The following is an 11,838-nucleotide window of genomic DNA, read 5'->3' on the forward strand; positions in this document are numbered from 1 at the left end:
AGGGGATAAAAATGACTAAAACAACCAGGGTAATCTCCTGGACAGCAGGGATTTTCTTGTTGTTGATCGCGATCGTGGTCATCATTATTGCGACGTTTGACTGGAACCGCCTTAAGCCGACCATCAACCAGAAAGTCTCAACCGAACTGAATCGTCCCTTCGCCATACGCGGTGATTTAGGGGTGGTATGGGAACGCCAGAAAGAGGAGCGAGGCTGGCGAAGCTGGATCCCCTGGCCACACGTTCATGCCGACGACATTATTCTCGGCAACCCGCCGGATATCCCGGAAGTGACCATGGTTCACCTCCCTCGCGTTGAAGCCACGCTGGCCCCGCTCGCGCTCTTCACCAAAACGGTCTATCTGCCGTGGATCAAACTTCAGAAGCCCGATGCGCGCCTGATCCGCCTCTCAGAAAAAAATAACAACTGGACATTTAACCTCGCCAGCGACGGCGAAAAAGATCCGCATGCCCAGCCTTCCTCCTGGTCATTCCGTCTCGACAACATTCTGTTCGATCGCGGACGGATCGCTATCGACGACAAAGTCAGCAAGGCGGATGTAGAGATCCTGGTCGATCCGCTGGGCAAGCCGCTGCCGTTTAGCGAGGTCACGGGCACGAAGGCGAAAGGCGACGCGGCAAGCGTAGGTGACTATGTTTTCGGCCTGACGGCAAAAGGGCGCTACAACGGCCAGCCGCTGAGCGGAAAAGGGAAAATGGGCGGCATGCTGGCGCTGCGGAGCGAAGGCACGCCGTTCCCGGTGCAGGCAGACTTCCGTTCCGGGAACACCCGCGTGGCGTTCGTGGGGACGGTCAACGACCCGATGAATATGGGCGGCGTCGACCTGCGGCTCAAATTTGCCGGTGATTCGCTGGGCGAGCTGTACGATCTGACCGGTGTACTGCTGCCGGATACCCCGCCGTTCGAAACGGACGGGCATCTGGTCGCCAAAATCAACACCGAAAAATCCTCCGTTTTTGACTACCGGGGTTTTAACGGCCGCATCGGCGACAGCGACATCCACGGCTCGCTGACGTACACCACCGGAAAACCGCGCCCGAAACTGGAAGGGGATGTCGAGTCCCGTCAGCTGCGGCTGGCCGACCTGGGCCCGCTGATCGGCGTCGATTCCGGTAAAGGTACGAAGTCAAAAGAGGTGAAGAAAGATCTCCAGCCAGCCGGGAAAGTGCTGCCCTATGACCGCTTTGAGACGGATAAGTGGGACGTGATGGACGCGGACGTGCGCTTCAAAGGCGGAAAAATTGAGCATGGCAGTACGCTGCCGATCAGCAATCTTTCGACCCATATTCTCCTCAAAAATGCCGACCTGCGCCTGCAGCCGCTGAAGTTTGGCATGGCGGGTGGAACGATTTCCTCGAACATTCACCTCGAAGGCGACAAGAAGCCAATGCAGGGTCGAGCCGAAATTCAGGCCCGCAGGCTCAAGCTGAAAGAACTGATGCCCAACGTGGAACTGATGCAGAAAACCCTCGGCGAAATGAACGGCGATGCCGACATTCGCGGCGTGGGCAATTCCGTAGCGGCCCTGCTGGGAAGCAGTAACGGCAACCTGAAGCTGCTGATGAATGACGGGCTGGTGAGCCGCAACCTGATGGAGATCCTGGGCCTGAACGTGGGTAACTACGTTATCGGGCAAATCTTCGGTGACGATGAGGTGCGGGTGAACTGTGCGGCAGCCAATCTGGATCTGGTTAACGGCGTGGCGCGTCCGCAGATTTTCGCCTTCGACACGGAAAACGCGGTCATTAACGTGACCGGTACCGCCAGCATGGCTTCGGAGCAGCTTGATTTGACGATTGACCCGGAAAGTAAGGGTGTCCGAATCATCACCCTGCGCTCGCCGCTTTACGTGCGCGGAACGTTCAAAAATCCGCAGGCGGGCGTGAAGCCTGGCCCGCTGATTGCTCGCGGCGCGGTGGCAGCAGCTCTTGCCACGCTGGTCACCCCGGCCGCAGCGCTGCTGGCGTTGATTTCACCGTCAGAAGGCGAAGCGAATCAGTGCCAGAATATTTTGTCGCAGATGAAGAAGTAGCTCCCTCTCCCTGTGGGAGAGGGCCGGGGTGAGGGCATCAGGCCGCAGTGAATTACAGAGCCTGGTGCTTAGTCTCGTGCGTCAGCAGCAGCGCAATCAGCGTCAGCGCCGCCATGGCCGCCAGATAGACGCCCACATAGAAGAGACCGTAGTTCGCCTGCAGCCAGGTGGCGATATATGGCGCAACGGACGCGCCCAGGATAGACGAGACGTTGTAAGAGAAAGAGGCACCCGTATAACGGACTTCCGTCGGGAACAGCTCTGGCAGCAGCGCGCCCATCGGACCGAAGGTCAGCCCCATCAGGCTCAGGCCAATCAGCAGATAGGCCATGACCAGCGCCGGGCTACCTGAACCCAGCAGCGGTGGGAAGACGAACAGAGCAAACAGAATGATGAGCGTGGTGATCACAATCATGCTCGCGCGACGGCCAAATTTATCCGCCAGCAGACCCGCAATCGGTACCATCACGCCAAAGCCAATCACCGCCATCATCAGCATCCACAGCACTTCGTTACGCGGCAGCCCCAGCCCAACCGGCGCGGCGGCGGTACTGAAGGTCATGGAGTAAACCGTCATGATGTAGAACAGCGTGTAGGTTGCCAGCATGATAAACGTGCCCAGCACGGTCACGCGGACGTGTTTGGTCAGCAGCGTGCCCAGCGGCACTTTCACCTGTTTGTTCGCCGCGGCAACTTTCGCGAAGACAGGGGTCTCATGCAGAGAAACGCGGACGTACAGGCCAATCAGCACCAGCACGGCTGAGAAGACAAACGGGATACGCCAGCCCCAGTTCATAAACTGTTCATCCGTCAGCAGCCAGGAGAGCAGCAGGAACGTCCCGTTCGCAAAGAAGAAGCCAATCGGTGCGCCAAGCTGCGGGAATGAACCATACAGCGCGCGCTTGCGCGCCGGGGCGTTCTCGGTGGCCAGCAGCGCCGCGCCACCCCATTCACCGCCCAGACCCAGACCCTGACCAAAACGCGCCAGCGCCAGCAGGACCGGTGCCAGAATACCGATGGTTTCGTAGGTCGGCAGCAGGCCGATGGCCACGGTGGAAATTCCCATGGTCAGCAGCGAAGCAACCAGCGTCACTTTACGGCCAACGCGATCGCCAAAGTGACCAAAGACCGCTGAACCAATCGGACGCGCCACAAACGCGATAGCAAAGGTGGCCAGAGACTGAAGCGTGGCCGCCGTCGGGTCACCCTGCGGGAAGAAGATATGCGGGAAGACGATGACCGCAGCGGTGGCATAAATATAAAAGTCGAAGAACTCAATGGCGGTGCCAATCAGCGATGCGACGACAACTTTATTGCGCGAGTTTACCGGAACGTTTTCGGTTCCCGAGTCGAGTGTGGTGGCTGTTGCTTGCATAATATTTTCTTATTTTTGTCGAACGAAAGGCCATATTACGCACAGCAAAAGCGACATTTCAATCTGTAACAAAGCCGCGCGCTGGCGATAAAAGCAACAAAAAGCGGATAATTTTCAGGCCAGCCAAAACTCGTCTATGAAATGCTTCACAGTTTTCTAATATCAGTCAATAAAACTGGTTTTCGGTTAAATAAAAGTTACGGGCTGGATTTATATGCTGAAATGATGAATCGGGCTGAAATTTCAGCCCGAGAGAAGGGTTACCGGTGCGTTTTGCCCGGCATCCGTGGGTCATCTTTGTACTCGGCAGTGGCAATCCACGCCGCGCAGAACAAGGTCAGACGCGCGAAGAAATAGAAGAACGCCATCAGCCCCAGCACCGAGCCAAACGCCGCGCCGGAAGGGGATTTCACCAGTGACGGCAGGGTGTAGGTCATCACGATTTTGATGACTTCAAAGCCGATCGCCGCAATCAACGTGCCGCGGATCAGCGCCTTCTTACGCGGGCGATGGCGGGGCAATCGCCAGAAGATCCAGAAGAACAGCAGGTAGTTGGCGAAGATGGAAATGGCCAGCCCAATGCCGCGCCAGGCAGGCTTCAGCCACTCGATGTAATCAAGATAGAGCGCAGAGATAATCATCTGCTGCGCCGAGCCCGCCACCGAGGTAATGGAGAGCGTCACGATGAGGGCGACCAGCAGGCCAATCAGCGAAATAAAGTCGCGGAGATACTTAACCCAAATTTTCTCCTGGTCCTGCGGCTTACGCTCCCAGACATCGCGCGACTGGGCGCGAATGGCCTCGCGCAGGTTACCCATCCAGTTAACGCCGGAGTAAAGGGCAATCAGCAAACCGACGATTCCGACCGTGGTACGCTGCTGAACGGCGGTATTAATGGTGCTTTTGAGCGTGCTGGCAAGGGTCGGGTCACTGACGTTATTGAGGATCTTCGTGAAGATATCCTGCAGCAGCGTCGGGTGGGACGCGAGCACAAAACCGGCCGCCGCAAATGACACCATCAGGATCGGAATCATCGACAGGAAGGAAAAATAGGTAATTGCAGCGCCAAACTGGTTCCCCATGCGATCATTAAAGCGCTCGGTTGCGCGGATCAGATGCGCCACCATGGGAAACTGTTGAATTCTCTCGGCTATGCCGGTGACGGTTCCCAGCGCTTTGCTGGCGGTGCCTGGCGATTTGGCCTCTTCTGGCTCGGTTTCCATCTTTTTGATGGGATCATACTCTAAATGTTGGGTGGGTCGTTGCGGGTTGTTTTCCGGCGTCACGCGTCTTTTCCTTTTCGTTTGGCTGGATGTTATTGAATTATAGCTTGCGACTAGTCCACGTAAGCTTTTGTGAGTTCAGTAAGCCACTCCATAAACAGATGTACCCGGCGGGAGAGGTTGCGGCGGTGGGGATAAATCAGGGAAACCGGCATCGGCTCTGCCCGATATTGCGGGAGGATCTCAACCAGTTTCTTCGCGCGCAGAGAATCACGCACCCCCACCCGCGGAACCTGAATGATGCCCAGCCCGGCAAGGCAGGCAGCATGGTAGGTTTCCGTGCTGTTAACGGTTAATACCCCGCCCGTTTTTATCCACTGTGTCGTACTGCCGTTATAAAATTCAAAGCCCTGCGGGCGGCTTCCCAGCGTGGCGGCGTAATGAATAACGGCGTGGGAGCCTAAATCGTCCAGCGTTTCCGGGTAGCCAAAACGCGCCAGATAGTCCGGGCTGGCGCAGTTAATCACCGACAGCTTGCCCAGCGGACGGGCGATAAGCCCCGAATCCTTCAGCGTGCCGACGCGCACCACGCAGTCAAACCCTTCGCGGATAACATCCACCAGGCGATCGCTGCTGCTGAGCTCCAGCTCAATGCCCGGATAATGCTGCAAAAAAGCAGGCAGCTTGGGGATGACTAAATTTCGAGCAACGCCAACGGGCATATCCACGCGGAGCCGTCCGCTGATGCTGGAGGGATCGTGCTGAAACATACCGTCGAGTTCATCAAGGTTTGCCAGCAGATCTTTTGCCCGTTCGTAATAGACCATGCCGTCCTGCGTCAGGCTGACGCGCCGCGTGGTGCGGTGCAAGAGCTGGGTGCCAAGCCGGTTTTCCAGGGCCTGAATTTGCCGTGAAACGCTGCCCTTCGGCAGGGTTAATGTTTCTGCCGCGCGCGAAAAACTCTCGAGTTCCGCGACGCGGACAAACAGCTGCATTGCGTGAATTTTATCCATAGACGAAGCTCATTGTTGTTTCTGCTGAAACAGTGAAGCGTTTTAACCCCTCTTTATTGATTTTCTATCACCTAATAAGCTCTTTCTCAATCTCCATAACAGCCAAAACGAGGTTTATGATGACTGAACGTATCGCATTAGTAACGGGTGGTAGCCGTGGTCTGGGTAAAAACGCTGCTTTAAAGCTGGCGGCAGACGGCACGGGAATTGTCCTCACCTATAACCGTAGCCAGCAGGAAGCGCTGGAAGTCGTGCAACAAATTCAGGCAAAAGGCGTTAACGCGGCGGCATTACAGCTCAACGTCGGAGATGTTGCCAGTTTCGACCCTTTTGCCCGGCAGCTTCAGGAAACCCTGAAGACGGTCTGGCAGCGTGAAAACTTTGATTATTTATTAAACAATGCCGGAACGGGGCTATACGCGCCCTATGCCGACACGACGGAAGCGCAGTTTGATGAGGCATTAAACATCCATTTCAAGGGACCTTTCTTCCTGACGCAGCGCCTGTTGCCCTTGCTGGTCGACGGTGGGCGGATCCTCAACGTCTCCAGTGGGCTGGCCCGTTTTACCCAGCCGGGCTCAGGGACCTATGCGGCCATGAAGGGGGCAATGGAAGTGCTGACGCGTTACCAGGCGAAAGAGCTGGGCGCGCGCGGGATCGCCGTCAATATCATCGCGCCCGGTGCGATAGAAACGGACTTTGGCGGCGGACGCGTTCGCGACAATGCGGAGCTGAATCAGATGCTGGCCGCGCAGACGGCGCTGGGACGAGTGGGGCTGCCGGACGATATTGGCGATGCCGTTGCGGCGCTGCTCAGCGATAAGCTGGGCTGGATGAACGCGCAACGCATTGAGGTGTCAGGTGGTATGTTCCTGTGATGCCCGGGCTTAAGGGGAAGGATCCTCTTAAGGAAATCCTTAAGGTGAATGTGTCTAAATACTGACAGATATAAAGAACCCGGCGGGATTTGTAACGTCTCCATTCGTTGAGTTTTTTCTTAAAAAATGCCTCTGTAGAATCCCCCTTCGCTATTCTCAGAGGGAGAAAAACGATGCGAGTAATCATGTTTGACAGGCAGTCAATATTTATTCATGGAGCGATACACAGTCTGCAGAAGCTCATTCCGGAAATAAATATGACAGGGACCTGTCAGGCAGAAGATTTATGGGCTCAGGTATCCGCTTCGCCGTCTGCTATCGTCCTGATTGACGGGAATGTCATTCAGAATGAAGAGACAGCGTGGCTGGAAGCGCTCATGCATCGCTTTCCGGCGATCCGCGTGGTGATGGTGTTAGCGAAAAAAGAGGCCAGATGGGTGGAACAGTTACGGCAGCGAAACGTCATGGCCATTATTCCCCGAAACGCCAGCCCTGAGCGTTTTTCCGCCGTGCTGGATTCAGTGTCCCGAGGGATGGTCTGTTTTCCGGGAGAGTGGGTCCGACAGCCCTCGTCGCCGCAGGCGCTATCAGCGTTAAGCGAGCGCCAGCGCGAGGTACTGAAACTGCTGGCGGCGGGGGAGTCAAACAAAGAGATTGGACGCAATCTCAACATCAGTGCAGCCACGGTAAAAGCGCACCTCGAAGCGCTTTTCCAGCGGTTGGACGTGAAAAACAGAACGCAGGCTGCCATGTTCTATACCCGGGCGATGGCCTGAACATTCGCGTTCTGGAGTGAAGGTATCTCTCCAGAACTGAATATCATCATTACCAGCGCGTCATGCTGCTGTTGGGTTAATGGGCGTGTATACATTTCCCGCAGCAGCGTCTCACACTGTTGAATATCTTCCTGGAGTAAATATTCCGCCTGCAGGGGGGTAATAAGGCCGCAGAATTTTTCCCTTTCACGGATCTCATGTCCATAGCCGATAACCCACAATCCATTTTCGTCACGGTATTTCTCCAGCGAAAGACCCTGATGTTTTTTAATTAACGCAATGGCGGCAGAAGATATTTTCAGCGCATGACCTTTCATATTCGTTTCCTCTTAAGTCGCGACACTGTAGAGGAAACGATTTACGATAAATATCCGCCAAATGGCTGTTGATCAGGAATTGTTATTCAGGTATTCCTGCCGTAATAAACCAAATAACCAGTCATTATGCCAGCGCCCCGCGAGGAAATAGCTCTCACGTAATTCCCCTTCCAGGCAAAAGTGGGCTTTTTCCAGCAGACGTCTTGAGGCGACATTCCCCGCCGTGACGGTGGCGGTGAGTCGGCGTATACCCCCCTCTTCAAAGGCATAGCGGCAAAGCGCCTGCAGGGATTCGAAGCCGTAGCCTTTTCCCTGCGCCTCGGGTGCGAAAAGAAAACCGACCTCAGCGCAATCCTCCTCCCGATGAATATACCCGGTAACCCCCAGCGGAGCACGGGAGAGGGCATCACGAACGACGAGACACAGCCAGTGCGCGCTGCCTGGCGTCCAGGGTGTCAGACGAGCATCAAACGCCTCGCGAATGGCGGTAACGGGACGGTCTTCCGCGACAAAGCGCATGACGTCAGGGTGCTGCTGCAATCCCAGAAAAAAGGGCCAGTCCTGTTCCTGCAGAGGCGAGCAGTGAAGGCGAGGGGTGATTAAAACAGGCATTCAGATTCTCCTGACACTTTTTAAATGATTTTAGGGTTGTCACTTTATTTCAACAGAAAGTCAGGTATGGTTAACCTCGTATAAATAAAAAGAAAAACGGCCGTCACGTGCCCATTTCGATGTTTTCGTTGTCACTTAAGGTAAATAATGACCCTCAGCACATCACATCATATTCGCGAACAGTTCGAACACTGTCTGGCGGTCATTCGCCATGCGTCGGTGGAAATTTTGCTTCTTCTGAATGTACATGCTTCTGAGGGTAAAGATCCACGCTGGTTCCTGGAACAGCTGGACAGCGCGCGATTAGCCCTGGGGGGCTGGGGAGCCGTTGCGAAGAAGCTCAACCTGAATGATGCCGAGATGTCGGAATTTACGCTCCAGCTGCGCCTGCTGCAGCAGCGCGTACCGCAATATGAAAGCGGACAGGATGTGAGTGAAAACCAGCTTATTGCGGCGATGCGGTTTGTGACCGCGCTGGAACATCTCCGCCTGCAGCAGCCGCTGTTGACCTACAGCACGGACCTTGCACCGGGAAGCGAGCTTCAGCAGCAGCAGGCGCAAAAACAGGTCCGCGCGATAGAGCTGATGATCAAAGGGCTCATCCAGCAGGCCTGGCCCGATCAGGTGCGGCTGAACAACCATCTGAAGACCCTGTTTAACGCTGACCGCGTAAGACGCTGGCTGAAGCTCGGCGAGATCAACGACGTCCTGAGCGGCATGATGTTCAGTGAACTGGCGCAGATGCTGGTGGATAAAAAAGAGTTCAGCCGCTATTACGCTTCGCTGTTCAGCGATCCGTCCATGCTGACGCTGCTGGTTGAACCGCGTAAAACCCTGCAAACCTTCCTCGATGACATTCGGCAAATTCGCAACAACATAACCGTTCAGAAAACGTTAAGTTCGGCGCAAATTCAGCTGCTGGATAACTACTACACCCAGATCGCGCGGCCGGTTCAACGCGCGTTTGAAGAGGGGAGAACGCGCGTCAACCCGGCCGGATTCATGGCGGTGGATGCCAGCGAGTTACACACTTTCTGGGAAAAGGCGCAGAAAATGGATCGGGTCACCGGCGGGGATCTGTTTGAAGTCCGTGACACCATTGAAAAGCCGACCCAGCGCGCGCCGCGCACGCCCGAACAACGCGAGCAGCTCATTTCCGGTGCGTTATGGGGGGCGGTTGGCGTCATGGTGATTGCCATCGTGGCGGGGGGCTTCTGGCTGGTGACCAGCAGCAAGCCGCAGCCTGCGGCCGTCAGTGCAGCAGAAGCGCCTCCTCCACAGGAAATGCGCGAAACGCCTTCCTCGCGCGAGACGCTAACGCGGATGGGGGTGACCTGGGACGAGAATAACTTCCGATCGGCCATTAACCGCAACGATACCCGCGTGGCGCTGCTCTTTTTACAGGGCGGGATGGACTGGAAGCTTTCCTGGACCGAAGAGGCGATGTCGGCAGGCTATGACGATGTGCTGGAGCTGATGTTGCGCTACCGGCAGAACATGGTGGAAGAGAAGCCGTGCCGCCGCTTCATCAACACGCTCAGCCACGCCATGTCGAACGGCGAGTCTCTGACCTCAGTACGTAAAGAGTATCTTAAAGCCTTCTGCACCGTGCCTGCCGTGGTCAAACGCCAGCAGCACGATCTCGACATGGCAACGCGCCGCGCGCAGTCGCAGCCGGATGCCGCCACGAAAAAATGGCAGTCTATTCAGACTGCCATTTATGAGGTGATCCGCTGATCGCTTCTCCCTCTCCCACAGGAAGAGGGCCTGCATCTTTCTCCCTCTCCCATTGGGAGAGGGCCGGGGTGAGGGGATCAGACCGCACCCCACCACTCAAGGCTCCCCATACAACCCAATCAGACGGCGCACCACGCCGTTAGTCCAGCCGAAGCCATCCTGAAGCGGGTACTCACCCCCGCCCCCTTCGCGCGGCGTACTGCTGGCGATATGGTACTTCTCAATCAGCTTATGGTGCGTCTTATAAAAATGGTTCACCGTATGCAGCCAGCTCCAGGCGATCTCATCCCCCAGCGAGTCATTGCCATACTGTTTGAACCCCTGAATCGCCATCCACTGCAGCGGCGCCCAGCCGTTGGGTTTATCCCACTGCTCGCCGGTTTCGTATTCGGTGGCCAGAATCCCGCCCGGCGTCAGCAGCCGCGCTTTGACCGCATCAGACAGGCGCTCGGCCTGCTCATGGGTCGCCATGCCAACGTACAGCGGCACAATGCTGGCGGCAGAAAACAGCGCCAGCTCTTCGCGTCGCCAGTCGTAATCGCGGTAGCAGCCGCTCTCCTCATCCCACAGATAGCGGTTCACCGCTGCGCGGCGATCGCTGGCTTTCTGGCGGAACAGGTCGGCCGTCTCTTTATCCCCTTTTGACGCCGAGATGTTGGCGATCGCGCTTTCCAGCTTGAACAGGAAGGCGTTCAAATCGATGGGGATAAACTGCGTGGTGCGGATGCTGGCGAGCCGCGACGGATCGCGCAGCCAGCGGGACGAGTAATCCCAGCCTGACGCCGCACCCGCACGCAGGTCGCGATACACCTCATTGGGCGGACGACCAGAGTGACGGGCGGTTTCCACGTCCTCAATCCACGATTCGTCGCGCGGGGTGTCACGGTCGTCCCAGTAGCGGTTGAGCAATGAACCGTCCGGCATACGCACGGCGCTGCGGTAAGCCTGGTTAAGCAGCAGCGATTCCGCACCATCCATCCAGAAGGCGTACTCCATTTTGAGGTGATCCAGATAGCGTTTCGCACCGCGCACGCCGTCCTCCTCAAACAGCTCCACCATCAGCGCAAAGACCGGCGGCTGAGAGCGGCTGAGGTAATAGGTGCGGTTGCCGTTGGGGATATGGCCGTAGCGCTCGATAAGCCACGCGAAGTTATCCGCCATACACTTCAGCAGATCGTTGCGCCCGCTCTCCGCCAGACCCAGCATGGAGAAATAGGAATCCCAGTAGTAGGTCTCGCTGAATCGCCCGCCGGGAACGATATAGGCCTGCGGCAGCGCCAGCAGGGAAGACCAGGGAATATGGTCCTGCGGCTCGCGCGTCAGCACGGGCCACAGATTATCAATGTGCTCTTTCAGGGACAGGCCCGGGTCAGAGACATATTCTGAGCTGTACGTTTCCGGCATCCAGAAGTGGTTCTCCACAAACTGGCGCAGGTCGAAATCCCGGTGGCGTCTGACCTTGCGATAGCGAATCAGGATGTCCAGCGGGTCCATCTTGGGCGCGCAGTCGGGGAAGGTTTTGCTGTCCGCAAACAGCCGCGACGACTGCACGTGTTCAAACAGTTCAAGGTAGCGGTCTGCGGGCGTCAGCGCATCCGACGCGGGCAGCCCTTCAATCATTTCCGGTTCCGGCTCCGCCTCGATCATCTCATCCAGTTTTAACTCGCAGGGATCGGTCTCGTAGCGCAGCTCTTCTGCAATCTCGAACTCGATGTTCTCGGTAGCCTGTAGTTTCTGGTTGAACATGGTGATAAGGACCTCCGGTTGTGTGTTCTAAAAGACAGGTTTATCCGGGCGTCCTATAAGCGTAGACATTCGCTTCGGTAGTTGGGGAGGGATATGTGCGGTAGATC

The 11,838-nt window shown here is 56.4% G+C and carries 10 protein-coding genes; 4 read left to right on the forward strand and 6 right to left on the reverse strand.

The genetic code is table 11. The features are described 5' to 3' along the window. The first annotated feature begins 11 nt into the window (after positions 1 to 11). Positions 12 to 2,054 (forward strand): AsmA family protein, encoded by a 2,043-nt coding sequence (locus ABR39_RS02670; RefSeq protein ID WP_047345659.1) that lies wholly within the window; start codon positions 12 to 14, stop codon positions 2,052 to 2,054. Between the two features lie 52 nt (positions 2,055 to 2,106). Here ABR39_RS02670 and ABR39_RS02675 read toward each other — a convergent pair whose 3' ends face one another. The 3 genes from ABR39_RS02675 to ABR39_RS02685 form a co-directional block, all read right to left on the reverse strand. Next, positions 2,107 to 3,429, reverse strand: a complete 1,323-nt coding sequence (locus ABR39_RS02675) for an MFS transporter (protein WP_047345660.1) — start codon at positions 3,427 to 3,429, stop codon at positions 2,107 to 2,109. A 260-nt stretch (positions 3,430 to 3,689) separates the two neighbouring features. Beyond that, the gene (yhjD, locus tag ABR39_RS02680) at positions 3,690 to 4,715 is read right to left on the reverse strand and encodes an inner membrane protein YhjD (protein ID WP_047345661.1); all 1,026 of its coding nucleotides are present in this window, start codon (positions 4,713 to 4,715) and stop codon (positions 3,690 to 3,692) included. 50 nt (positions 4,716 to 4,765) lie between these two features. Continuing rightward, positions 4,766 to 5,665 (reverse strand): LysR family transcriptional regulator, encoded by a 900-nt coding sequence (locus tag ABR39_RS02685; protein ID WP_047345662.1) that lies wholly within the window; start codon positions 5,663 to 5,665, stop codon positions 4,766 to 4,768. A gap of 119 nt (positions 5,666 to 5,784) precedes the next feature. Between ABR39_RS02685 and ABR39_RS02690 the strand changes: the two genes are divergently transcribed. Both ABR39_RS02690 and ABR39_RS02695 read left to right on the forward strand, forming a co-directional pair. Then, positions 5,785 to 6,543, forward strand: coding sequence for an SDR family NAD(P)-dependent oxidoreductase (locus tag ABR39_RS02690; protein ID WP_047345663.1), 759 nt, complete (start codon positions 5,785 to 5,787; stop codon positions 6,541 to 6,543). Between the two features lie 173 nt (positions 6,544 to 6,716). Continuing rightward, positions 6,717 to 7,319 carry a helix-turn-helix transcriptional regulator gene (locus tag ABR39_RS02695; protein ID WP_047345664.1) on the forward strand — a complete coding sequence of 201 codons (603 nt, stop codon included), beginning with the start codon at positions 6,717 to 6,719 and terminating at the stop codon, positions 7,317 to 7,319. Here ABR39_RS02695 and ABR39_RS02700 read toward each other — a convergent pair. Then, a complete protein-coding gene (locus ABR39_RS02700) occupies positions 7,298 to 7,636 on the reverse strand; it encodes a lysozyme (RefSeq protein WP_047345665.1) in 339 nt (112 codons plus the stop codon). The genes ABR39_RS02695 and ABR39_RS02700 overlap by 22 nt on opposite strands. A gap of 72 nt (positions 7,637 to 7,708) precedes the next feature. Then, positions 7,709 to 8,248 carry a GNAT family N-acetyltransferase gene (locus ABR39_RS02705; protein WP_047345666.1) on the reverse strand — a complete coding sequence of 180 codons (540 nt, stop codon included), beginning with the start codon at positions 8,246 to 8,248 and terminating at the stop codon, positions 7,709 to 7,711. 147 nt (positions 8,249 to 8,395) lie between these two features. Between ABR39_RS02705 and ABR39_RS02710 the strand changes: the two genes are divergently transcribed. Next, a complete protein-coding gene (locus ABR39_RS02710; protein WP_047345667.1) occupies positions 8,396 to 9,985 on the forward strand; it encodes an STY4199 family HEPN domain-containing protein in 1,590 nt (529 codons plus the stop codon). A gap of 96 nt (positions 9,986 to 10,081) precedes the next feature. On the opposite strand, the gene ABR39_RS02715 is transcribed toward ABR39_RS02710, so the two are convergent. Beyond that, positions 10,082 to 11,731, reverse strand: a complete 1,650-nt coding sequence (locus tag ABR39_RS02715) for an alpha,alpha-trehalase (protein WP_047345668.1) — start codon at positions 11,729 to 11,731, stop codon at positions 10,082 to 10,084. Between the last annotated feature and the right edge of the window lie 107 nt (positions 11,732 to 11,838).

This window comes from Enterobacter genomosp. O, assembly GCF_001022965.1.
Taxonomy (GTDB): domain Bacteria; phylum Pseudomonadota; class Gammaproteobacteria; order Enterobacterales; family Enterobacteriaceae; genus Enterobacter; species Enterobacter cloacae_L.